This is a genomic window from Flavobacterium sp. 38-13 (assembly GCF_001899155.1).
GTDB classification, from domain to species: domain Bacteria; phylum Bacteroidota; class Bacteroidia; order Flavobacteriales; family Flavobacteriaceae; genus Flavobacterium; species Flavobacterium lindanitolerans.
In genome coordinates this window covers 473,221-497,852 of sequence record NZ_MKVG01000007.1, presented here as the reverse complement: position 1 = coordinate 497,852, position 24,632 = coordinate 473,221, and the positions used below count along the sequence as shown (strand labels likewise).

Genomic DNA, 24,632 nt, shown 5'->3' with positions numbered 1-24,632 from the left:
AGAATGGCTTTTTTTATGATAGTTGTCTAACCCTTTTGAGTATTTTGTTCTTATATACATTCTTCGTCCAGATGAATCCATTTGCATTTCCATTGTCCTCTAACGTTGATGTATAATCTTTTATAAACAGCCATTTCTTCTACTGTTTCAATATAGGTGAAAATATCGGGAATACTGTCACCATTGATGTCATAACCTGTTCCCTGAATTGTTTTCCCGTTTTTGTCCTTTATTTCTGCTTCACTGCTTTTAATCCTGCTGTTTTCCTTATACGGAATTATGGCCAAACCGTTCGGATTAACTAAGCTGCTTTCAGTAACAGTGTTGATTTTTTGAAAGGATACGCTTGGAAAAGAGATTGTTCCCGGACAATCTGTATCTTCAATCACATACCAGTCAGTTATTGCCGACTTATAGGTTTTATTGTCCAGCCAGATAAGTCCGTCAATTGTTTGATTCCATATTATTTTGGTGCCCTTATAATCTTTGTCGGCTTTGATTCCTTTTTTTAAGGTTGTGTTGCTGTTTTGGGCAAGCAGGAAATCAACCAGAGCGAAATTGTCGTCCCAAACAAAAGGAATGTCCAGGCCACTAATTTGCAGAGGACAAATAAAATAACTGTTTTCATTTTCCTTCGTAAAGAAAGAAGGTTGGGTGGGTTCAAGCACAGGATTTTGCTTTACCCATTTGTTACCGATTATCTTTTTCAGGCTGTCCAGGGTTGGTTGCAGATTGACGGCTATTTCCTGCGGTTTTTCAACAGTCTTTTCCGAATTTTCTATTGGTATAGCTGTTTTTTGCTTTTGTTCACAGGAAAAAAGAGTTGCCAGTAATAGAGCCGTTGCAATAGTGGTTATCCGTTTCATTTGATTTTTTGATGATGATTGTTTTATGCTACCGAACCGGTTCGTAGATTAGCTGTACGACGCCAGACTGAAAAGTGTTGGTTTTGAGAAGTTTCAATTCTACCCGTTGTTTGAGGTCTTCAAATAAAGGTTTACCGCTACCTAAAGCCACCGGATGTACGGATATCCTGTAAATATCGATAAGCCCTGACTGTATGAAGGTTTTGATAAGTCCGGCACCACCATACAGCCAGATATCTTTTCCGTCCTGTTGCTTGATTTCGGCTACTTTTTCAACTATGTCAGAACTGATAAAGGTGGCGTTTGGGTCTTGCCGTTTCTGACCGGAGAAAACAAATTTGTTTTTTGAATGGACACCCTGCCATAGTTTTTGTTCTGCAATACCGACTCCTTCTTCCGGCTGATAGTTGCCCCAGGCATCATAACTCGCTCTTCCGTAGAATATGGTATCTATGCTGTCAAGGAAGCCGTCAAAATCCATATCTTCATCCATAATGCACCAATCGATTTCTCCGTTTGGTCCTTCAATAAATCCGTCGAGTGTTACGGCCAGGTCTAAAATTACTTTTTTCATTGATTATCTCTTTTGATTGGAGTAGTTTTAAAGGTATGTAATTTTTTTCTGTTTATTGGTTGAACCATTGGAGTGTTTTTTCAATAACCATTCTCCAGCCATCTGTTTGGGGCTGGTCTGATATATTAAAGGAATGGTCGGCATTGTTTATAAGTTCCAAACGTATATTTTTTCCTTTGGAGAGTAATGTAGTATAGGCTATTGTTGCCGATTCAGGATAAACGGCCTTGTCTGCTGTTCCTTGCAACAGGAGTATTTTTCCGTTGTATTTTTCCAGTTCGTCAATAACCGAAGTTTTTAACATACTCGACCATCGGAGATAGGAGAATCCCCAGAAATTTTTAGAGGTATTGTTGGGATCAGAGAGTATATCGTTCCAGATGGTTTTTACATATTCAATACGTTGTTCCGGTAACGGCATATTATGTTCTTCGGTATTAAAAAAAGTGCCGTCTTCTGCAAATTTATACAGGCTATACAATTGCGACGGCCCTTCACCGGCAAGTATGGCAACATGACTAACGGTATCTTTCATCAGGGAAGCGACTCTCGAAACAACAACACCTCCTTCAGAATGCCCGGCAATGAGCATTTTGCGATTGTCAATGTTTTCCTTCTTAAGGACGTAATTGATGGCATTTGTGATAGCATTGCTCCAGTTTTCTAAAGAAAATTTTTTATCAAAATTTTTAGACCCGTCTTGAAGATATTTTACACCCGGTTTTTCAATAATCAGTACCTTAAATTTTTCCTGTGTGGCCGTATACCATGAGCTGTGTCCGTTGGTAGGAATTACTTTTCCATTTCTCATGGCAAACAGTGAGTTTTTGCCAGAGCCCTGAACATATACCACCAAAGGTAATTTTTCTTTTGAAGCTGTTACAGAAAGATAGAATGTAAGTGTGTCCTTTTTGTTTTGGATTTCGTATTTGTCATACGGTAAGTCAGGCAGGTGTTCTATTTTGGCTTTTTGGGCATAAAGTGAGGAAACAGCCAGTAGGCAAAAAATAATAGTCTTGATTTTGATGTGCATTTTTGATTTATTGATGTTCACATTAACTATAAATACTATTGCAGGAAAATTTGCAATTATTTTCGCGATTTTAGAATAGAAATGAAATGTTTTATTTCCAATCAGTAAGCCCAATGTTTTAAATTGTTGATTACCTTCCATGAATTTTCAATTCGCATATAGAGTAAAATTCGACCTCCATTGTTTCCGCGGCTATAACCAATTACGGCATAGTTGCCATCTGCGGAGTAAATAGGTTTTGAAATTGATAAAGGAAAGCTTCTGTAAAACATTTCACCTGAATTGTATTTTTTAAAATCACGAATAAGTGACCTCCTTTTTTCTTTATCGTGAAACTGTAATATTGATTTAGCGGTTTCTATATCTATTGGCCGTTTTTTGGATACTATAATCCGATTGGGAAACTCTGAAGGCCTCCAGATTGTTGGTTTTTCTTTTTCGGCCTGTATTTTTAAATCATCTAATATTGCTTGGTCTATGGGAAATTCAAGTGATTGAACATCAATTTCTTTAAGCTTTGACTTTATCTCAAAAGCATCACAATCAATCACGATTTCATTTTCTTGTAAAACGGATTGAGGTAAATCCTGACCAAAACACGTAGCGCCAGTTAATAGCGCTGTAAAAATGTAGAGTATTTTTTTAGAAGTAAGCATTCGATAATATTTGAGTTTTATTTAAACCACAGATTTAGAATAATTATAGTGATTTCATAAAGTTTAATGATGTGGTTGCGTCTATTACATATAAAACACATTGAATTTATGTCCGTCAGGGTCAGAAAAAACAAACCCATAATATCCTTTTCCAAATTCTTGTGCTTCGGAAATAATTGTCCCGCCTGCATTTTTAACTGCTTCCTGCCATTGGTTTACTTCTTCTTTGCTTTCGGCAGAAAGGGTAAATATTATTTCGTTGCCCTGTTTTGGGTCGGTTAATTCTATTTTGGTATTGGATTTAAGGATTTCCTTTAAAAAGAAATGGATGATAAAATTGTCATCGCCAACCAAAAAACTGGTCAGTTCTTTAGAAACTCCATTTGGTTGAAAGCCTATTTGAGTATAGAATTCAGTTGTGCGTTCTAAATCTTCAACACCCAGATTGGCCCAGATTTTTCTTGTTTTCATAAAATGTTTTATGGTTTAATTTGCTGTCGGGGTATAACAAAGATAAGTAATGAATTGACTTTTTATTTGTTATAATCAGCTAACTTCGCCAGTAGTTTTTATTTTTAGCACTTATTCGGGTAGTTGAACAGATTTTAAAGTCACAATACCCAAATAAAAAGAATTGAAATAAGCATCTTTTAGTGCTGTCACTTTTAAGACAAAATAGATTAACTTAGGACTCAGAACCTCAGAATCTTAGTGCCTAAAAAAAACACTTTCCTGTAAATCATTCCACGCACCTCCGTTATATACTTTCTTAAATCCTTTTTCCTTCAGGATATTTTCTGCCTTGACACTGCGAAGACCATGCGAGCATACGGTGATATAGGTTTTTGCAGTGTCGAGTTCAGTATAGCGATTACGGATTTCACCTAAGGATATATTGAGCGAACCTTCGATATGGCCCATCTTATATTCATTTTCTGTGCGTACGTCGAGAATAATGGCTCCTTCAGATAATAACTTGTCCAATCCTTTGTCTAAAGTGTAAATTCTGTAAATACGATATCCGATATAGATTAGAAGCAATACACCAACAATAATAATTATCCGTTTCATATTTTGCTTAAAATTTTACGGTCTATATAAAAGGTGCCAAAAGGAATAATACACGACAATAGGACTTTGTAGGTCGTTTTTCGGAACTGCCATTGCTGCTCGACTCCAACGCTTAGGGTGTTTATTATAAAGAGCAGGAACAAGGCACCATGAGTGGGTCCTATTATTTTTGAAAGCGAAGGATTTTCCGCTGCATATTTTAAGGGTACGGCTATAAAAAGAAGTACGAGCAGGGAAAGTCCTTCGACATAGCCAAGAAGTCGGAGGCGACCAATAGGAGTTTTTAGTAGTGTAAGCATATTATCTGAAATAAGGTCGGTTTGCGAAAGGTGAGAATGGCCAGGGTATGGCAATGAAAATCAGGAATAGGGCTAAGCCATACCAGATAAGCATAGTCTTAAATTTTTCATTATCCAGAGTTTTTCTTTTTGCCATAGCCGAACCGATGGTAATAATAATTACGGCTATTAGCATAAGAGTGCTGTGTATGAGACCAAAAAATAATAAATTGAAATTTTCTTTAGCAGCACTGAAATTTTTGAGAAAGTACTTGATTATAGGGCTTTGAAAGTATAATGTCATCCCAATCATTAGCTGGAGATGTGCTATGGTAGCAGTCCAGTGTCTGATGGCATTGTCTGTTTTTGTAAATGTAGTTTTTAGAAAATAACCGCGATAAGCTTTATAAAGAGAAACAATCAGGCTGATTAAAACTAGCCAACGTAATGTAGAATGAAGAAAAGTAAGGGTTTGATACATAGCTGTGAAAGACTATTTTGTTTGATACGAACAAAAGTAAATAAAAAAACATACTAATTAGTATGTTTTTGGATAAAAAATTAATGCAATGTTTCGAGATAGTCTTTTAACTGTTGTAGATAGACAAGATAGACCGATTTGCTATTGCTGAGTTTGCCTATATTCCGGATGCCCCAATAGCCAGACATGATAAAAATAGCAACCTGCTCTGCTTTAACTTCCGGTCGTATATTTCCTTCTTTTTTACCATTTTCGATACAGCCAATAATAGCATCTTTCCATTCTAACGACAGGTCGTTTAGTGCTTTTGTAAATTCAGCGTTCCAGGGAGCCATTTCCTGGGTAAGATTAGAGGCCGGACAGCCATATTCTACTTTAAAAATGTCATTGTCCATAAGTATCTCACGCATCATGTTATAGATAGTCTGGATGGTATCGCCGCCTGATTGTAGTGGAGTTAGGAAAGTAGCCTTAAATGATGGTTTTAGTAATTCGTTGATGATAGCAATACCCATTTCGTCTTTGTTTTTGAAATGGTAGTAAAAAGCTCCTTTGGTGACAGCGGTTGTGGCCAGAATTTCATCAATACTGGTAGTCAGGTATCCTTTTTCATATATCAGCTCAAAAGCCTTTTGGAGAATATTCAGCCGTGTGATTGCCGCTTTTTTCATTTCTGGACTTGTGTTCTTTTAAACAGAGTAAGAGATAATTTGGGGTTTGTGAAATAGTTGTAAAAAAAGTGAAAAAGTTTTAAAAAAAATACGGCATTAATTTTTTTACATAGTTATGTGGCTTGTAATAAGGTAGATAAAAAGACTAGCTAATAAATAATATAAAACTATTTATAGCTTGTTACTATTAGTAAGAGTTTCTATTCTGTATTCAAAATATACTCATGAATTTTTGAAATAAGTTTCTTTGTTAATTCTTCAATTTTTCCAGTATGGTCATTAACTTCAAAAACTTCACCATTAAATTTAGCTGAAAGGCTTACAGTATCTTTGTTTGTAGAGATTTGAGCTGAAATTGAAACTTCTTTTTTCAAAGAAAAACCAAATTTTTCAAAATCTTTATCTGTTAATACAACATCTGTAGAATTGGTTGAATTGAATAGTGTGTTTTCAAGTTTAATGGTTTTACTTGAAAGGTTTTTATCTAATACAGTTGTAAATTGGACGATTTCAAAATCCTTTTTTTCTGTTTTTAAAACTTCAATTTTTGTAGGAATAATTTTTTCAATAACTTTCTTATCACGAATTTTTACAATAGAATAATTTGATTTTTTGGATTCTTTTACCTCAAGATTAAAATTGGGATTTTCTGTAATAGCAAAAATTGGGGTAAAAATTTTTCTTCTTTCTTCTTCATCGTAATTAGAAATAATTTCCTCAACAGTTGCTTCATCATAATCATCATCTAATACAAGCTTTTTATATTTATTACCAACTTCAATTGACCAATCTTTAATGTCATTATCTTCGATTGAACTTTTCATTATATGATCGATTGCTAATCCTACTTCAAAACTTCCGAATTTCAAATCAACCATCCTGAAATCTAGATCTGGAAGTAGTTTTTTAAAAATTTTTTGCAGTTTGTTTGTATTAGGTTTGATTTTTTTAAAACGTTGAAAAAAATCTGCTTTTAAAAAGTTTTCAAATGAGTCAGATAAATTTACTAAAAGTTCATTGGTCAATTCATTTAATCCAATTGTATCGGCATATTTGGAACTTGTAGATGAAAATTTTAAGTAAAATGCATGCTCTCTTAATGATAATGTATATGAGTTAGCTTTGTAAGAATTTATAAATTCATAATAATATGATTTGTCAGTTGGAAAGTATTCTAAAAATGAATCTACATCTGGGAGATAGTTTTCATCAATGTATATACCTTGAGTAACTTGAATATTTAAAGTATTTCCTTGAAAATCTTGTTTAATTAAATATTGAAAGTTTTTATTCTCTTTTATTAAATTGAATAATGAAATTTGATTTGTTAAATACTCAAAAATTGTTGCCTCGTCAATTTCTATTAACAAAAAATAATCGTATAACTCTTTTGTGTCAACTAAATATAAAAGAAAATCCTTTCCATTATACTTTAAATGAGACAAGATTGGCTCATCTAAATATATAATATCCTCAATCTTTTCGAATTGATTTATATCTAAGTGTATATTGTTATTTTCCATTTTCTTCAACTATTACAAACTTAGTTAATAAATCCAAATTTTTTTGTGGATAGAAAGTATAATGGCTTTTATTTTTTGAACAATGTTTAATGCCATCATTGTCTGTTAGATTTGTTCTTGCAATTTTTGAATAATTAACTTTTTTGCTTTTTGACAAATTTTGAAGTACCTGTTTTGCGGAATCGTATGAACTAAATAAGGATAAACCCCAAGCGAGACATTCTTTTTCAAATTTTGGTTTTAATAAAACGGCATTTGGTAAAAACGAATTTTCTGTCATAGATTCTTCAACGCATCTAAACAAGATTTTTTCTCCAGACAGGTTCTCTATAGGGCAATTTTCAATTGTACTTATTTCTTTCTGATATTTCAATTCCATTATGGATCTTTTAAACTTGCTATTAATCTTTTATTATTGACAGTAATTTTAAAAAAAAACGGACAGAGCTTTCAACCAACTTCAAAACTACTAACTAAAAACAAACATAAAGAAGTGAAAAAACAAAAACTTACGGTTTTCCGTAAAATTATTTAGTAAATATTTAAAGTGAATAATAATATCCATTTTTAAGAAGTATATGTTTTCCATCAAAACTAACAATTTCTCCTTTTAAGTCTTGGATGAAATGCATGTTGTCTTTTTGGCAAATTATTATAAATCTTTTAGATACGATTAATTCTTGGGTTTTATCGCTGTATATCGAAATGTGAACTATATTTCTATGTGAATATATGTGTTCGATATTCTACCAGTTTTCTCCATTCTGGCCTCTAATTAAAAAAGCTGTTTCTGGAATTTTAGGTATTTCTTTAGGCTGCGGAATTCTATTTGAAGATTCGCATGAGATTAAGATAAACAGTATTAGACCTGATATCAGTTTTATATAGTTACTTATCCGATATTATTAGTTCTCTAATTTATAATTATACTTAGCGTCTTTGCGTGAAAATTGCCCGCAAAGACGCAAAGTCGCAAAGTTCACATGAAAAAACGATTAAAAGTAAACATTTTTAGCATGTCCTTTTAACTAACGCTTTAACTGCAATTTCATCATTATATCAGTTTGTTCGTCATTGCCTAATCTAAAAATATGTTTGTCAAATTCGACAAAACCGTTCTTTTTATAGAAAGCAAGAGCGCGATGGTTTTCTTCCCATACGCCAAGCCAGACATAATCGGATTTTGTTTCTTTTGCTATCTGTATTGCTTTTTCATAGAGCAGTTGGCCGACTTTCTTTCCATGAAACTCTTTAAGTACATAAATCCTTTCAATTTCAAGCGCCTTATCATCTTTTAATTCGGTTTGCGATGCTCCGAAGTTAATTTTCAGATATCCGATAACGATATCTTCTTCCACCGCAAAATAGAATTCTGAGTTGGTATTGCTGAGTTCTGAATGTAGTTTTTCGGTTGAAAAACTGTTCTCAAGATACTTCTTCATATTTTCCTCGGTATTGCTTTCGGCAAAAGTTTCGAAAAAAGTCTGCCTGCCAATTTTTTGCAATTGGTCGATATCGATTAAGGTGACCTTTTTTAGTTGAATGTCCTCCATTATTATTTGATGAGTTTGTTTGGAAAGCGTTTATTCATCATGTCTTCTACCGTTGATTTATGGCGGTTGATGATAAACAGTTTGGTGTTGTCCGGGAGGTTAAAAATTTCAATAAATTCAGCCTTCGGATTTAGTTTTTTGTTTTTAAGTACGTCGAAGTAGTCTTTTAGCAGGTTGAGTTTTTGTTCATGCTTTTGCGAAATGACAACTACTTTTGTTATAGGCATAGCCATTGTTTTTTCCACTTCAGTCGCACTAACCGGAGCCCCCATTCTGTTATTCGAATATTTACGGAAATTTCTTCTGAAATAAGTCCAGTCGTTAGGAGTATCGGCAACAATGTAACGGTAAGCAAACAGATGTGAAAGTTCATTATTCCACTGCGGAAACTGAGTGTCATAAGTGTTTACATAGGCTTTTACAAATGCTTCATCCATTGGTTTTTTGTCTTCAATATATTTTTTCAGTACCGGATAAATTGCTTTTGCCATTTCAGATACATATTTATTGGCATACCATTCGCCTTCATCTGCCTTTTTATTGATTTGCTCAATTACATAGCCATTGCCTAATGCGGTAGCCAACACTTCATTCATCAGCAATAAAGCATATTGGCTGTTAGGCGATTTGGTTTCGTTAAACCATTTTTGGATATTTTCTTTCATTTGCAACGACTGGTTGTCATAAACAATATGGTATATTTCGTGCATGGCAACGCTAAAAAAAGAAACATGGTCTTTTAAATCCAAAGGAGCTTCACAAACAGCAACATTAATAAAAGCTCTTGCTCCCAGATTGCCTTTGTCTAAAGAAGGAAGAAGGTTGAGTTCAAACGGAATGTTTTTGTCCCAGTTGGTGTTATAGAAAGTGAGTCCTGTCTGGAAAAAGTTGGAAAACTGATTGTTTTTGATATAGTTCTGTAGGTTGTTTTTCTGGACTTCAAAGGCTGTTTTGTTGGGTTCAAAAACAAGTTCGCGGTATATGGGCAGGAAATTTTCCAGAGTTTCAGAAAATACAGATAAGTACTCGTTGGGTATAAGTCCTAAGGATTTGTTCCTGAAATCGGCAATTGTTTGACTGATAGCCAGATTTCTTTCCAACATATCGCGTGACATCAGTCCTGTTTTTAGAGGAGATGGATATTGCGTAAAAGCATAGGTGTAATCAATTGGCAACTGTTCAAAGTCTGCAATCTGTTTTTTAAACGCCTCGGTATTGTATTTTGAATTTGAAAAAATTGACTTTAATTCGTTATCAGGATAGTTGTCTGATATTTTGGTAATAAAGTCATAAACGGCATAAGGCTCTGAACAGCTTAGCTTAAATTCTACGGGTTGTTGTGCGAAAACGGAGGATGTGCTTGTTGCCAAAACAAGAAGCAGGGTGATGATTTTTTTCATTCGATAAGTTTTTTGATTGATGATGATACACTACCGTGATAGTGCATTTGCTAAGATAAAAGTTTTTTCAAATGAAAATAGTTGAGGTTGAAAAATTAAGAGAAGATTAGGTTTTTTCTGAATTTGCCTCAGATTAATAAATCAATATCTTTGTTTCTTAAAGTATAAAAAATGGGCAAAAAGATTAGTTGTGTTTGTATAAGACTCCTATTAATCTGCGGTTTTCTTTCCTGCAAGCAGAAACAGGCACCGGAAATCCACAAGATTCCGGAATCAAAAACAGAAAAGCAAGCAGAAAATGGAACTGCTGAAATTGAGAACTTTGATGCTTTTTTCGAACGGTTTTCTAAAGATAGTGTCTTTCAAAAAGAAAGAACTAAATATCCTTTAAAAATAGCCTATTATGAAGATATAGACGAAGACTTATCTGTGCGTTATGCTAAGGAAACGGAAAGTGCATATACTGATTTTACTGCGGATACTTTGGCTATGAATAAAAAAACAGACAGGTTTACTTTTAAGATAGAAAAGACCGATACTAAAATTATATACAAAAGGGTAGGGTATGATAATGGAATTTACATATCCTATATATTTTCGCTTTTTGGAAACTCCTGGTTTTTATCTGAAATCAGAGACGAATCTACCTAAAGTTTGCATTACAGGCTAACAGCCTGATGAGACATTTCCAAGGATTTGGAATTAATAAAAATGCCTGTCCAAATCGGACAGGCATTTTTATTATTTATTTTCGTTTATTATTTGTTTTGCATTACCGTTATCCGGATTTAATGCCAGCGATTTTTTATAAGCTTTTATGGCTTTTTCTTTTTGCCCCAATTTCATCAGGCATTCACCATAGCTGTCATAGGTGTTGTAACCATTTGGATAAAGTTCTGTGTTTAGTTTGAAAACTTTCAGGGCTTCTTCGTTCTTGTTTTGGTTGAGCAGGTTGTAGCCAAATTCGTTGACCGCTTCTTCAGAAATATCATATTCTGATTTTGTCCCTTTTTTGAATTCCTGTTTTATCAATTTAATTGTCTTGTCTGCCAAATTGCCGGAATTGTAATAAGAGGAAATGGTTTTTAAATTCATCTTCCTTTCTTTTTCGATTTGTTGCGCTAAAGTTTCTACAGCGTAATATTGGCGTTCTTCGTCGGTTACTTTGGTTGGGTCTATTTTATAGCGCACCCATTTGCCGTTTGTGGACTTATTTTTTGTAAACTGTGTTCCATAAATCTGCGGTTCTCCTTTTCTCATAAGATCTCTGTCTACGGCTGCGGCATACCACCATCTGTTGAGTGACGGGTCAAGTTCTAAAGCTTTTTTAAAAGTTTTTACTGCCATGCCGGAAGCAATGGTGTCGTTTCCGTGTTGAAAAACGATGCCTGAATTGAAGTAATCTTTAGCCGTTTGTACTTTGTTTTCTTTTAGTAATTCAAAAACGCGGACACGTCGCAAGCTGTCTTCCTTGTTTAAAATCATCCAGTTGATATCGGATTTCATTCTGGAATTCTGGTCGTCGTCGGCCATTTTTTGTAATTCAACATTGTCGGTTTGCGAAAAAGCCTTGATTGAGCAAAGCATCAGGAATAATGCCTGAAAGATTGTTTTTTTCATGTGATTTGATTGATAATTGATGATTTTTGATTGATGATTTTAGATTTTTGCCTACTGCCTACTGCCTACTGCCTACTGCCTACTGCCTACTGCCTACTGCCTTCAAAAGATAAAATTACCTATAAAAGGAATAAGAAAATTGTATAATTGGAACATGCCCGGAAAAATTATAAATATTTCCAGGCATGTTCATTATAGGATGATATGTTGTTACTCTTGCCTACGCGATTTTTCAAGTTCCACTGCTTTTTGGAACATAGGGTCGTTGTTTAATAAAAACTGTTTGCCAAAGATGTCCTCTTTTGTTGTGATACGGGAATAGAGCTCTTTTATGGAATAGCTTACAGGATATTCTACGTTGTTCTGTAAAGTTTATAGTTTATTATCGCAATAAACTAAAATGTCCGCGTATGGTTCTGCCGGTTTCCAGTTTTACCAGATACCAATAATCATTGGCAGGTAGTGGATGTCCGTTAAAGTTTCCATCCCATCCGGTACCTTTCGGGTCCACATCAGCAAGAAGCTTTCCAAAACGGTCAAAAATATAGATTTTGGAATTGGCAAAGAAGTTCGGGCTAATACCGATGATGTCCCACGTGTCATTAGTGCCGTCTGCGTTAGGCGTAAAAAAGGCCGGGATTTTCAGTACGGAAATTTTCTTTGATACAATGCCACAGCCATGGGTTTCGTATACATAAACAGTATGTACGCCAGGAGCTACATTTTCAAAATAATTGGAATCCTGGAAAGGTCCGTTTGGCAGGTCAAGGCTGTATTCGTAGCCGCCAATGCTTGTAGGGTCAAGGATTACAGTTACGGTATTATTCTGTGTTAAATCGACTATCACTATGTCGGCAATAGTAGCATTATTGGATGGCAGTACTTCTATGGTTCTGGTTTTGGAACAGCCATTGGCATTTGTGACTTTGACGGTATAGGTTCCTGCTTCATTAACCCTTATAGAAGATGTGGTTTGTATGGGAGTTGTTGACCATTCATACGTATAATCAGTTACGGAGCCTTGCAATAATCCTGCATCTAAAGTAGTGTAGCGATTAGGCAGATTGGTACAGACATAGTCAGTGTCCTGTACTTCGATTTGAGGCAGACGGTTAACGACCAATTGAATTGGTGAAATCCCCGAACAACTGTTGGCATCTTCAATACGCACATAAATGGTAGCATTGTAAGGCGTGGCGTTTGGATAATTGCCGGTATTGGTAATTTCATTCTGTTCCAGTAAGGCATCGTTGAGGTTAGGATAAAAATGCGCGGTTTCGGTTGGAGACAATACAAGGTCGGTTGTTCCAAGGTCAAAAGGCATAATACCTGTTTCTGACAGGTCACATTGCGGAGCAATAGTAACCGTTCTGTTGATAACATTTACATTTAAATCGAGGGTTCCCCAGCTGAAACATCCGGTCGTGAGGTTGGTGATTTTTACATCAAGGGTTTCGGGATTTGATATATTGTTATAGGCAGTAGGAAGCGGTGTCGTTGTGCCCGTCCTGAAAAATGTTACACCAAGATTGGCATCGTTTCCGGTTAGGGATGGGACTGCTTCGTTGAGATTGAATAAGGTCAATCCGTCCGGAGTTAAGCCTGTATCACATTGAACCAAAGTGCCACTCACTTTGGCGGGAAGCGGATTTACGATAAGTTTGATTTCCTCTATTCTGAAACAGCCATTCGGATTAGTGACTTTGATGAATACAGGCTCCTCGTTAGGAACGATGTTGTAATAAGTAGGTCCGTAAGCTCCGGTATTAGCCATGGCATTGGCAAAACTGGAATAATAATCTACTGTAGTCCCGACAGGATTTGCATTGGCAATTATGCCATTCGTGACATCACTCATAATAAAGGTCGCTTGCCCATTCTGGTCATCACCGTCAAGGTTATCATCACACACGGCAAATTGATTGTTTGGAATGACAACCGAATTGATTACTTCAACAGAAAATTCCGATGTCGAAAAACAACCGGTTACGGTATTGGTGATTCGGGCAAAAATAGGCTGCGGGTTTACTGTATTTCTGAAATCGTTGGAGGGCGTTATTGGACTTTCTCCCGTTAATACATCATTAAGGCTGGTATGATATGTAACAGCTACAGAGGTTTGGGTTCCAATAATGGTGCTGGTGTTTAAATCGAGATTGAAAGAGGTAGAATTATCAATAGTACCGTCATTGTCGCAATTTTCCATATCAAGGGCAACTCCTGTAGGCATTTGGAATGTTGGCGGTTGGTTGAATGTAGCCGTTCCTGTCCAGGTTAGTGAAAAATTACTCGAACCTACAGGCCTGTCAATAACCAGAAAATAGCTTTCGCCATTGTTAACCGTTAAAGATTGTACGAAACTGTTACCAAGTGCTCCGGGTCCTTCAGTAGTGTCAACTTCATCATCTTTAAGACCGGTGAGATTGTCTGTTGCATTGGCAGCTTGCGGGTTTGTAGTGGAACAGCGGATGGCTTGTCCTAAACTGCCGCAGCTAACATTAGGGCCAAATATGAAAAAATCAAAATCTACATCAATATTGGTGTTTTCCGGAGTGAGAATAAAACCGAGTGTTCCTCCGGTATCAATCGACAACTTTAACCAGATACTATTGTTTTCCTGACTGCTACAATTGTTGCCAAATCCCAATTCCTGAATCCCGATTCCTGTAGCACTAAGACCTTGAAATCCGGTATTTCCACATACCACGATGGCATCGGTACAGTCGTTCTGAGAAAAGGCTTGGGTTACGGTAAAAAAGAACAGGAGCGCAAGGAGGAATTTTTTAAGTATCATTCGTTTAAGGATATTTGTCCAAATTTATCATATTTTTTAAACGAATTGTTATCTTTTTAAAGAAAAGTGCCCCCTCACGGTTCTTTCTGGGTTTAAAAGTACCAAATACCAGTAATCTGTTGATAGAGCGGGATGGTTGTTATAATTTCCATCCCAACCGGCACCTTTGGGGTCAACATCTGCGAGAAGCTTGCCAAATCGGTCGAAGATGTAAATTTTGGCATTAGAATAGAATACGGAATTTATTCCAATAATATTCCAGGTGTCATTGTAACCATCACCATTTGGAGTAAAGTAATTAGGAATGTATAGTACGGAAATGTCTTTTTTGACAATTCCGCATCCGCGAGTATCATAGACATACACGGTATGAAAACCAGGGCTTACATTTTCAAAATGATTAGAATCCTGAAAAGGACCGTTTGGCAGGTCAAGGCTGTATTGGTAACTTCCAATGCTTTCCGGTGACAGCAGTACGGTTACGGTGTTGTTTTGTACCAGGTCAACAATTACTACATTCGCAATAGTAGCATTATTGGATGGCAGGACAGTGATAGTTCTGGTTTTGGAACAGCCCTTGGCAGTTGTTACTTTAACGGTATAGGTTCCCACCTGATTAACCCTTATTGTAGGCGTGGTTTGTATTGGTGTAGTTGACCATTCATAAGTATAATCAGAGATAGTACCCTGTAATAAACCCGGGTTTAAAGTAATGTAACGATTAGGCAGGTTGGTACAGACATAGTCTGTGTCTTCTGTTCTGAGTTGTGGCAACGGATTTACGACAAGATGAATAGGGAAAAGGCCATCGCATTCATTGTTCTCTTCTATCCGGGCATAAATTGTCTGTCTGTCACGTACTGTATTTCTATAGGCTGTAGGTAGTGCATTTTGTTCAAGCAGCGCATCATCAATACTGGCATAGTAGGAAGTAGTAGCTGTGGGAGAAATTCCGGGAATCACGACATCAGTGAGTGTGAAATCAGAAATTCCGTCCTCACCGTTCAACTCATCACATTTTTCAAGTAGCAAGGGAGCATTTATTACAGCGTTTACAGTTAGGTCTAGTGTTGTTGTCACAAAGCATCCGGTCGTATTGTCTGTTACCCGGGCAAAAACCCGTTGCGGATTGGAGATGTTAGGGTAGGAATTAGGCAATGGATTGGCATTGTCATTCGCCGCCTGGGAAGACAGGAAAAAAGAGACGCTTAAATTTGTATTGCCTCCGGTAATATTTTGCGAAGCTTCGGAAAGTTTAAAAAGAATATTGGTGTCAGCTGCTGTGGGACTGCATTGTGTCAGGCTGGAAGGAAATGCTGTTGGAAGCGGATTAATCTGTATGTTTTTACTGCTTCGGATAGTTCTTCCTTCTACAACAGCAGTTGCCCAAACAGTATAATTTCCGGGACCGGGAAAGACATGATATGGTTCAGAAACAGTACTAAAGGCACTGCCGTCACCAAAATCCCATACCACACTTTGAACGAAACCATTGGCACTTACTTCAAGTTCTGTAGCCTGACCTGCACAAAGATTTTTGGCAAGGATGTTTGTGCTGAATACGGAAGTAATGAACGGAGGTAGTCCGAATCGGGATATTCCCTGGTCCAGACTAATTGCGGCATTTTGATAATTGCAGGCTATTCCGTCTTCTTCCGGATTGTTGATAACGTCCAGAAAAGTATCTTCAAATCCGGTGTTGATGTTGGCTTTATAAATTTTCTTGTCAGGACCCAGTTGAAGTGCCGAAAAACTTTTTCTGGAAATAAATTGCCCTGAATTTGGAATGGATGCTGCTTCGAGATTGAACTGCATTACTCCGTTTTCTGCCGACAGGTAAAGCTTTTTAGTTTCGGCAGAAAATTCAACCCCATAGCAGCTGGCATCAGTTACTATTGCCTGACCGTTAGAAACAATTCCGGTACTGTTATCAAAATCATAGAGATAAAGAGCACCGCCGGTTTGAGGACCTACATGTGTTTCAGTGATCTGAACATGGGCGACAGCAATTTTTTTTCCGTTGGGAGAAACCTTAATTTGTCCAATCGCATTTCTTCTGTAACCCGAAATAGGAACTACAGGGTTAAGTTGCGAAATCACAGGAGTGGTGCTAACACCTGAAGGGTCAATCTTAAAAGCATAAAACTTGTCTATGAAATGGGTGATGACCCAGTAACCGCCTCCGTTTCGTATCTGGACAGCCGTTATTTTTTCAGAACATTTATATTTGATTTCTTCACCGGCAGGGTCGGGGTTATAAGTAACCAGATGAACGTTTCTTGTTGTCACATTCCCAATACTTCCGTTTGCTCCGGTAAGTGACATGTCAACAACAGAATAGTTAAGACCGTTGTTGAAACCGTCATCTCCATCCGGAATTGTGCCTCCTCCCGCTTCATATACTCCTGAAAATTGATTGGGATAGGCCGCCGCATTCTGATGGTGCGGCTCGTCTACCGTAAAAATATAATAAAGATTGGGATTGGCAGGATTGGGTATTATAATGCCTGATTGCGTACTGGAAGGGTCTCCAAACAATCCTGTACCCGCTGCATAATCTCCATTTGGCATGATAACATGGTTTCTGTCCCAAACAGTACGGCCGTCTGTATATAGCAGGAGATTGCCGTTAAGGTCAGAAAAAGAACTGCATCCTTCGTCAGTAACGATTCTGATTGGATTTGGAAAAGTAGAAAGGGTGGTTATTGTATTGTCACTATTAAACCGGATACCGGCTCTGTTGCCAAAAAACCAGTTCGATGCTTCGCCCTGGGGGAAGCAACTTATGGATAAGAACAGAAATAATACCAGTAATTTTGACCTCATATTGAGCCGATTAGCTCTCAAAGATAGAAAATTATCTCAAAAGTGAGAAGTGTCCCCTGATTTCTCTGTTGTCTTGCAATATTATTTTAAACCAATAGTCGTTTGCCGGTAAATCGTGCCCGTTCAGCTTGCCATCCCAACCCGGTTGCCCTCCTTTGAAAAAGTAAATGAGCTTGCCATAACGGTCAAAAATGGCAACTGTAGCATTAGGCTGATATTGTAGGTATGGAATTCTCCAGTAATCATTGGTTCCGTCATTATTCGGGGTAAAGAATTTTGGATAATCCATGATGTAAAATTCATGGGTAATAGTGCCACAGTCTGCTTCTTTTATAATGACGTTATAACGACCGGGAGCCAGATTTGTAAATGTTGGCGAATCCTGGAAAGTAATTCCGTCAAGAGAATATTGGTAGGTTCCAATGCTGTTTGACGTAAGCACAACAGTTGCAGTGTTATTTCCTCCCTGGAAATCTCTTATTCGGATGGTTTCTACTGTTGCAATACTGGAAGCCGTAACAATGAATTTTTTTGTGCCTTCGCAACCGTCAGCGTTGGTAACAGTAACGGTATAGGTTCCCGCCGCATTAACCCTAATGGTTTGCGTTGTTTCGTGATTTGGAGTGTTCCAGCTGTAGCTTGAAAAGCCACTTCCCGCATTTAACAATACAGAACTGCCGCTGCAAATAGTAACTTCAACATCATCCAGGCTGTTGCCGAAATAATTGACACGTACATTAAATTCGGCAATTCCATAACAATCAATACCCGAGCTTAATTTGGCATAAATACGCTGTGTAAACGGAACCGTATTAGGAAATGTTTCCGGAGTAGGAATCGGATTGAGTCCTGATAACGCATCTGCATAGGAAGTGTAATAGTTCACATTTCCTGCCGGCAGATTAATCAGAATATCTGCTTCCCTGTCACGCAGGTTAAAAACCGAAAGACCGTCTGAAGGATTGGCATCGGTGTCGCATTTTTTCAAATCCTGAGGGTCGGCAATATTATTATTGGAAACATTTAATGTTACTTCTGCAATAGCATAACAGCCGTACTGGTTTTCTACGCGGGCATAAACAATTGGCTGTGTATTTTCGAAATTGGTAACGTTGGTAATCGGGTTGGAATCCGATGCCGCTTCCGCATTGGTCCTGAAATAAACCGGATCAGTTAATGTAGGATCGGCTGCTACAATCTGAGCGTTTGCCTGGTTGAGGTTAAACAAAGCAAGACCATCGTTATCTTCGTCACATTGTACTAAAACAGCATTGGATACTGTTGGTACAGGTGAATATTCAATTTTTATTTCACCATTTGAGAAACAGCCGCCCGCAAGTTCAACGCGTACAGAATAAGTGCCGGCTTCAATGACCTGATAAGTAGGAGTTGTTTCCGGTTGTAATATGCTGTTTTTATACCATTCATAGCGTATGGCATTGGCGTTAGTCGCATTCAATGTTAGGGTTTCGTCCTTACACAACGGATTTCCATTTGCCAGCAATCGGTCATTACCTAAATCTGTTTCTATCTTAAAACTTCCTCCACCTAAGAAAATAGCCGAGTCATATCTGTAATTGCCTTCATCAGCCACAACTAATTTTATATGATAGCGAACGCCTGGCGTTACATCCGATTGGGCTGTCATAATAACAGTCTGTCCGTTGAAATTGGTTGGGTGTTCATATCCGTTGAATCCGCCAAAATATTCTTCGTTTTGAGCATCACAACCTCCGTTCCCGCCAATTGCCGGACGTACAGAGGTTACCTTAACGGGTATTGTAGTGCCTGGAATAACAGCCAGGTTTTTATATTCTCCGGTGCCGCCAACTTCTTTAAGCAGGAATGCAAATCCGTCCGAATAGCGGCATGGAGCATTATCATGATATTCTTCTGAAGAAAGAATGTAGTCAAAGCTTATTTTGTTGCCGAGAGGTATAAAGTCAAATTCAAGTACGGTAGCGTTAACAGAGTTGTTTATTTCCAGGGCAGCCTCTAAATCAGAATCGCCCGGCCAGTCCATTCCGCGTCCGTCATCTAACAGGCTGCTGTTAGGACCTTGTGCGGCCACAGCTCTTCCTGTGCTTAGTATGATTCCGTTTGCAAATGGAAAGCTGCTCGTTCCTGCATTAAAATAACCATAACTTTGTTCTCCGGATGCGAAATTCCCGCCTAAAACGGAGATATTTGAAACACTGGCACAGGTGTTATTGATGAGGACATCCCTGACTAATTGTTCTTTTGTATAAGTGTCATTAACTGTAATATATTGCGCTCTGGCTAAAAAAGGAACGCAAATTGCCAATAAGAAAAAAATGTGGGCTTTCGTCATTTTCATAGTATCGGCAAAGATACTATAAATCTCGTTTTTGAAGAATTTTATACGACATTAACATAAAAATAACCGTCCAAATGACAACAATAACAATTTCATACCAGTGCACGCTGTAATCTTTTGCAGCTACACCGCCAGAGACCTGATTTTCAATAGCCTTATAAGCCTTGAAACGTGTAAATGGTTCTTTTATAAGATTTGACATCGATTCTAACGGAAGGAAAGCGGCAACTTTATCTACCTGTTCCGTACTCGTAAATACCAACCATCTCAGAAGTCCGTAAAAGATTTTTTCTGCAAAAAACCATACAAGCAGGAAACCTAATGCAAAAGCAGAACGTTTTACCAATACGCCCAGAAAAAGACAGAACGAGAAGAAAGCCACAAGTTTTATGAAATAGGCCAAAAAATATTCAAGGTCGGAAAAGATAATGGCAGCTTCGTCATAAGAAGAAAAGCACAGCCCTAATATCATCGACATGATGAAAATAAAAATTGTAGAGCCCAATGCGAAAAGTGCAACGGTTATCAATTTTGACTGTATGAATTCTTTTTTGCTCAGTCCGTCTATAAGATTCTGTTTGAGCGTTCCATAGGTATATTCGTTTGCCATCATTGAAACAATTACAACGGCAAGGAAAAATTTAAGGATGGCGGCAATGTAGGTGTTGAAATGCCATATATAGGGAAAATTGAAAATTCCCTGGTCGGCAATACGGAAGTTAATTCCCAAAAAGCTGAAATTGATGGAAGCAATCAGGGCAATAAACGAAAGCAGAATGAAATAAGTAAGGGTCAATACTCTGCTTGCCTTATTCTGCCAAATTTTTTGGAGCTCTATAGATAGTAATCGTTTCATTTGGTTGTATGTTTTGTCCGGGCGCCATGTCAGACTCCGGTTCGGATTGGTTTCAGGATTGTTATTTGTTGTTTGTCAGTTGCAGGAATTGCTCTTCCAGACTATGCTTGCGTTTTACAAGATGGCTCAGCGTTATATTCCTTTCAAAGAGGAATTTGTTCAGTTCTGCCGCACTCAATTGATTCTTAGGATAGGCAATGATGCGTCCTTCTTCTTCCTCAACTTTTTCAATAGACGGATGTTGTGCCAGCGCCGTTTTTAATTCCTGAAGGTTGTCTGACAGCAGTTCGAAGAAACCATCGTGAGAATTCATTCCGTCAACAGTTCCGGAATATAAGATTTCGCCTTTTCGCAATACCAATACGTGACTGCACACTTTTTCGACTTCATCCAAAAGGTGAGAGGCAAGAAGTATGGTGGTTCCCTGTGCTGCAATTACTTTGATAATATCTCTGATTTGACGAATTCCCTGCGGGTCGAGACCGTTGGTTGGTTCGTCCAGAATTAGGATTTCCGGGTCATTGAGCAAAGCCGAAGCTATAGCCAATCTCTGTTTCATTCCTAACGAGAAAGTTCTGAATTTGCTGTCTTTCCTGTCAAGAAGGCCAACGATTTCAAGTTTTTCGTTTATTTTGGAATAATCAGTTCCTTTAATCTTACAAACGAGCTTAAGGTTTTGCTCGGCAGTCATATAAGGATAAAAATTAGGCCTTTCGATAATGGCGCCTACTTTTTTCAGGGCCTCATGGGTTTCCATTTCTCCGCCAAACCAGCTGTAGGTTCCGGAGGTTTTATTGACAACATTGAGAACAATTCCGAGAGTGGTTGATTTTCCACTTCCATTCGGACCTAAAATTCCATAAACATTTCCTTTTTTGATTTCAAGGGAAACATTTTTAACGGCTTTGACCAGTCCGAAGTTTTTATAAAGATTTTCAATTTTTAGTATGGTTTCCAAAATAGATAAAGGTTTGGTTTTATAGTAAGACGAACCTGGCAACAATTTGTTACAAGAAAATTAAAACTCTTTTCGGACTTGTTTTTGTAAGCTTACAAGGCTATTTGCCTTCTTTCATAAAGCTGATTGAGTGCCTTATTGATATCTTTCATTTCTTCAGAAAGATGAATTTTGTTGCCTAATATGTCATTGGTCGCACAGCGGTGGCACACTTTGCATTCAAATTCTTTGAAGTGGTCGGTTATTTTTCGTGTGGTCTTAAACTTATGACCAAAAAAACGACAAAAGGCTTTTTCGAAAAGCACATTGTGGCGGGCGATGTTTGGATTCATTGTAGGTTATGTTTGTTAGGGACGATAAACATACTAATTTATCCGATTAACGGCAAAAATAATCGATGAAATGCATAATGTATGTATTTTGTAAACAAGATGTTAGAGTGCGTAAACTAAATTGTTATCCGGAAGTATAAGAAATAAAAAAATCCCCGGAAGGGGATTTTTTTAAGTATTTCGATAGGTTTTATGATTTCTGTTCTTTGTTGAAATAAACCAGATAGTAGTACATCTGCTTTTCTTCATCCCATCCTTTTTCTACAAACTTTTCAGCACTTTCAGGATTAATGAAATCCAATTTGATTTGGATGTTTGTATCCAGATTGATGACATTCTTGATTTTTTTTCTTGCATCCGAAACTGCTGCATTTGCAATAGGGAAGGTAGTCACGTCTTCAATGCTGTATTTTTCTCCTTTGTCGACCTTGTAGTTTTTGAATTCCGACATAAGGTCCGGATTGTCAATTACCTCATTCAGGAAGTTTTGTTCTACGAAATCGTCGTTTTTCGCGAAATAGTTCACGGAGCGGTTCATGAACATTACTTCTTCTTTTTTGTCTTCAGCCGGTAATACCACATCTTTGGCAAAGTCCTGACAGAATTTTAAATATTTTTTAGTGATGAAGTTTTCATCCTGGAAAGCGTCAACAGAAAGGAAATGCTCTAACCAGTAGCGCGCATCATATCGGTTGCTGTCTACCGTCAGGATTTTATATCCTTCTTCTTTTTTGTGGTTAAAAATAAGGCATCCTTTGTCCAGCTTGTTCAGGTTGATACCATGTTGCAATATCATTTCCAGATTGCTCCCGTTCTCTTCAAATTGCAGGAAGTCAGACTGCAATTCGCTTTTGAAAACGCCTACTGCATCTACCTGATTGTTGTCAATGCTCAGGTTGGTAAGGTAAGCCACATAAACCTCTCCGTTTTTGATGTGCGGATGGTTTGATTGCTCAAAAAGATGTTTTGTTATTTTTTTTGAAACTTCATGCACACTACCCGGATTGGCAAAAATCTCGCTGGCAAAGTTGTACATTTCGTTATATTCCAAATCTACATCGTGTGCAAACTGGAAATAGTTCTCTTCTTTTTCCCTAAATGATTTGAAGAAAAACTCTTTTAGCAAAGGCATGATCTCGTCGTTCAGCCCATAAGGCGATTCAGACAAAAAGAAGGCTTCGTTACGGCTTTTGTTTCCAACTCTGTGAACAGAAAGGGTTTCGATGTGGGTGTTAAATAAGTTGATCATTTTTTTAAGTTGCTAAGGTAAAAAGGTACTAAGTCGCTAAGGTGCTGAGGTTATTGACGTTCTTTTATTTTATTTATAAAAGCGATGAGCATTCTCTCAACTTCCCTGCTGTCTTCGTACTGTTTGTTAAATTGTTCCATTGTAAAATAGCTGATATTCTTGGCTATTTCTAATTGTGTTTGTAGTTCAAAAAGAGAACTGATTGAAATGTTTAGAAAACGGAGATAGTCTTTATTACTATCTCTGCCAAATCCCTCCGCTATGTTGCTTGGAATTGAAATGGCACATTTTCTGATTTGCGATGTGAGACCAAATGCTTCTTCTTTTGGAAATGATTTAGTAGCATTATAAATTTCGGTTACTAAAGCCATTGATTTTTGCCAGATGAGTAAGTTTCTAAAAGTGTTCATGGCGCATATATTTTAAGATTTCCTCAAATATAATCCAATCCGCGAACAAAACCTCAAAACCTTATCTACTCCAAAAAAAAACTTAGAACCTTAGCGACTTAGCACCTCAGATCAATTCCAATTCTCCTCAAATCCGTAATCCTCAAAATTATCACCTCCATCAAACATATCCAGGTCGTCTTCGTCAAACTCGTCCTCATCATAGTCAAATTCATTTACGGCTGAGTCGCTAAAATCTTTGTCCGGAGCTTCAAGAGGCACTATTCCGTGTGAGAATAATACATCCGGATACACCTGTCCCGGAACATGCTCTTCGATTGCAGCTAGTTCTACAAAGAAAGTCCACATGTTGATAAAGTCATAAACATAGATGATTTTTGTTCTTTCTTCGTCTAAAACTTCAGAAAGCTCAAAATCAGACATTACTTTTTGTTCGCCCGGTACATCTCCTGTATCAAACATCGGAATTTCTTCATCCTGATTCCATTGGTCGTCACTGGTATAAAATGATGCTACTTCCATGCCGTCAAAGCCAAAGGCATTGACAATAGCATTGTGGAGGTCTTCTAAAGTGTCATTGTCCTGAATGGCAATATCTCTGAAAACATCTTCTTCCGCATCGAGTATTACCCTAAATTTATAAACCATAATCTAAATGTATTTTTGAAACGCCAAAGGTAAAATTTAAATTCCGATTTTTAGATTTTGCTTTCTTGGAATTTTTGATATACGCCCGTAATCAGCAATCATTCTTTAAGCTTCATAAAATTCAATAGGCAGATTATCAGGGTCTGCAATAAATGTAAAACGCTTGTTGGTGAATTCGTCAGTTCGCAGCGGTTCAGGGTTGAGATTGTTTTCAACCAAATAATGCCTTGTTTTTTGGATGTCGTCTACTTCAAAAGCCAAATGCCGTAATCCGCAGGCTTCCGGACGCGAAACACGGCCTGGCGGGTTGGGAAATGAAAAAAGTTCTATTGAATAATTACCATTCAGTGCCAAATCCAGCTTGTAGGAATCCCTTTCGCTGCGATAGGCTTCGGCTATGATTTCAAAACCCAGGATTTTGGTATAAAAATGTTTTGATACTTCATAATCAGAACAGATTATGGCAATGTGGTGTACTTTGTTGATTTTTAACAT

At 37.3% G+C, this 24,632-nt stretch carries 25 protein-coding genes; 1 reads left to right on the top strand and 24 read right to left on the bottom strand.

Annotated features, from left to right (window positions below):
• Positions 1–50: 50 nt before the first annotated feature.
• The 13 genes from BGO88_RS05265 to BGO88_RS05205 form a co-directional block, all read right to left on the bottom strand.
• Complete coding sequence (locus tag BGO88_RS05265; RefSeq protein WP_286706187.1) at positions 51–866, bottom strand: hypothetical protein; 816 nt, start codon at positions 864–866, stop codon at positions 51–53.
• Between the two features lie 28 nt (positions 867–894).
• Positions 895–1,440: a dihydrofolate reductase family protein gene (locus BGO88_RS05260; RefSeq protein ID WP_286706186.1), complete on the bottom strand. Its 546-nt coding sequence runs from the start codon at positions 1,438–1,440 to the stop codon at positions 895–897.
• A gap of 52 nt (positions 1,441–1,492) precedes the next feature.
• The gene (locus BGO88_RS05255; RefSeq protein ID WP_286706185.1) at positions 1,493–2,473 is read right to left on the bottom strand and encodes an alpha/beta hydrolase family protein; all 981 of its coding nucleotides are present in this window, start codon (positions 2,471–2,473) and stop codon (positions 1,493–1,495) included.
• A gap of 101 nt (positions 2,474–2,574) precedes the next feature.
• Positions 2,575–3,129, bottom strand: a complete 555-nt coding sequence (locus BGO88_RS05250) for a hypothetical protein (protein ID WP_286706184.1) — start codon at positions 3,127–3,129, stop codon at positions 2,575–2,577.
• 84 nt (positions 3,130–3,213) lie between these two features.
• Positions 3,214–3,600, bottom strand: a complete 387-nt coding sequence (locus BGO88_RS05245; RefSeq protein WP_286706183.1) for a VOC family protein — start codon at positions 3,598–3,600, stop codon at positions 3,214–3,216.
• Positions 3,601–3,837: 237 nt separating this feature from the next.
• Positions 3,838–4,200 (bottom strand): rhodanese-like domain-containing protein, encoded by a 363-nt coding sequence (locus BGO88_RS05240; RefSeq protein ID WP_056069992.1) that lies wholly within the window; start codon positions 4,198–4,200, stop codon positions 3,838–3,840.
• Positions 4,197–4,499: a DUF3817 domain-containing protein gene (locus BGO88_RS05235; protein WP_286706182.1), complete on the bottom strand. Its 303-nt coding sequence runs from the start codon at positions 4,497–4,499 to the stop codon at positions 4,197–4,199. The genes BGO88_RS05240 and BGO88_RS05235 overlap by 4 nt, the downstream gene beginning before the upstream one ends.
• A gap of 1 nt (position 4,500) precedes the next feature.
• Positions 4,501–4,959 carry a hypothetical protein gene (locus BGO88_RS05230; RefSeq protein ID WP_286706181.1) on the bottom strand — a complete coding sequence of 153 codons (459 nt, stop codon included), beginning with the start codon at positions 4,957–4,959 and terminating at the stop codon, positions 4,501–4,503.
• 80 nt (positions 4,960–5,039) lie between these two features.
• Positions 5,040–5,630, bottom strand: a complete 591-nt coding sequence (locus BGO88_RS05225; protein WP_286706180.1) for a TetR family transcriptional regulator — start codon at positions 5,628–5,630, stop codon at positions 5,040–5,042.
• 200 nt (positions 5,631–5,830) lie between these two features.
• The gene (locus tag BGO88_RS05220) at positions 5,831–7,153 is read right to left on the bottom strand and encodes a hypothetical protein (protein WP_286706179.1); all 1,323 of its coding nucleotides are present in this window, start codon (positions 7,151–7,153) and stop codon (positions 5,831–5,833) included.
• Positions 7,143–7,532 (bottom strand): hypothetical protein, encoded by a 390-nt coding sequence (locus BGO88_RS05215; RefSeq protein WP_286706178.1) that lies wholly within the window; start codon positions 7,530–7,532, stop codon positions 7,143–7,145. The genes BGO88_RS05220 and BGO88_RS05215 overlap by 11 nt, the downstream gene beginning before the upstream one ends.
• Before the next feature lie 649 nt (positions 7,533–8,181).
• The gene (locus BGO88_RS05210; protein WP_286706177.1) at positions 8,182–8,706 is read right to left on the bottom strand and encodes a GNAT family N-acetyltransferase; all 525 of its coding nucleotides are present in this window, start codon (positions 8,704–8,706) and stop codon (positions 8,182–8,184) included.
• A gap of 2 nt (positions 8,707–8,708) precedes the next feature.
• Positions 8,709–10,106, bottom strand: a complete 1,398-nt coding sequence (locus BGO88_RS05205) for a hypothetical protein (RefSeq protein ID WP_286706176.1) — start codon at positions 10,104–10,106, stop codon at positions 8,709–8,711.
• Positions 10,107–10,277: 171 nt separating this feature from the next.
• On the opposite strand from BGO88_RS05205, the gene BGO88_RS05200 reads away from it, so the two are divergent.
• Positions 10,278–10,757 carry a DUF4348 domain-containing protein gene (locus tag BGO88_RS05200; protein ID WP_101471639.1) on the top strand — a complete coding sequence of 160 codons (480 nt, stop codon included), beginning with the start codon at positions 10,278–10,280 and terminating at the stop codon, positions 10,755–10,757.
• Between the two features lie 90 nt (positions 10,758–10,847).
• On the opposite strand, the gene BGO88_RS05195 is transcribed toward BGO88_RS05200, so the two are convergent.
• The 11 genes from BGO88_RS05195 to gloA2 all read right to left on the bottom strand — a co-directional run bounded on the left by BGO88_RS05195 (position 10,848) and on the right by gloA2 (position 24,632).
• On the bottom strand, positions 10,848–11,726 hold the full coding sequence (locus BGO88_RS05195) for a tetratricopeptide repeat protein (RefSeq protein WP_056070017.1): 879 nt from the start codon (positions 11,724–11,726) through the stop codon (positions 10,848–10,850).
• A 382-nt stretch (positions 11,727–12,108) separates the two neighbouring features.
• Entirely contained in the window at positions 12,109–14,520 is a 2,412-nt protein-coding gene (locus BGO88_RS05190; protein WP_286706175.1) for a T9SS type B sorting domain-containing protein, read from the bottom strand.
• Between the two features lie 48 nt (positions 14,521–14,568).
• Positions 14,569–17,346: an FIDD domain-containing protein gene (locus BGO88_RS05185; protein WP_286706174.1), complete on the bottom strand. Its 2,778-nt coding sequence runs from the start codon at positions 17,344–17,346 to the stop codon at positions 14,569–14,571.
• Positions 17,347–17,377: 31 nt separating this feature from the next.
• Positions 17,378–19,678: a T9SS type B sorting domain-containing protein gene (locus tag BGO88_RS05180; protein WP_286706173.1), complete on the bottom strand. Its 2,301-nt coding sequence runs from the start codon at positions 19,676–19,678 to the stop codon at positions 17,378–17,380.
• 22 nt (positions 19,679–19,700) lie between these two features.
• The gene (locus tag BGO88_RS05175; protein ID WP_056070037.1) at positions 19,701–20,540 is read right to left on the bottom strand and encodes a DUF2705 family protein; all 840 of its coding nucleotides are present in this window, start codon (positions 20,538–20,540) and stop codon (positions 19,701–19,703) included.
• 61 nt (positions 20,541–20,601) lie between these two features.
• Positions 20,602–21,498, bottom strand: coding sequence for an ABC transporter ATP-binding protein (locus tag BGO88_RS05170; RefSeq protein ID WP_273238454.1), 897 nt, complete (start codon positions 21,496–21,498; stop codon positions 20,602–20,604).
• A gap of 92 nt (positions 21,499–21,590) precedes the next feature.
• A complete protein-coding gene (locus BGO88_RS05165) occupies positions 21,591–21,830 on the bottom strand; it encodes a DUF1660 family phage protein (RefSeq protein WP_056070040.1) in 240 nt (79 codons plus the stop codon).
• Positions 21,831–22,020: 190 nt separating this feature from the next.
• Entirely contained in the window at positions 22,021–23,079 is a 1,059-nt protein-coding gene (locus BGO88_RS05160) for a nucleoid-associated protein (protein WP_056070043.1), read from the bottom strand.
• A gap of 50 nt (positions 23,080–23,129) precedes the next feature.
• A complete protein-coding gene (locus BGO88_RS05155) occupies positions 23,130–23,489 on the bottom strand; it encodes a four helix bundle protein (protein WP_286706172.1) in 360 nt (119 codons plus the stop codon).
• A 111-nt stretch (positions 23,490–23,600) separates the two neighbouring features.
• Positions 23,601–24,137 carry an IS1096 element passenger TnpR family protein gene (locus tag BGO88_RS05150; protein ID WP_056070049.1) on the bottom strand — a complete coding sequence of 179 codons (537 nt, stop codon included), beginning with the start codon at positions 24,135–24,137 and terminating at the stop codon, positions 23,601–23,603.
• 105 nt (positions 24,138–24,242) lie between these two features.
• Positions 24,243–24,632, bottom strand: coding sequence for an SMU1112c/YaeR family gloxylase I-like metalloprotein (gene gloA2, locus BGO88_RS05145; protein WP_056071408.1), 390 nt, complete (start codon positions 24,630–24,632; stop codon positions 24,243–24,245).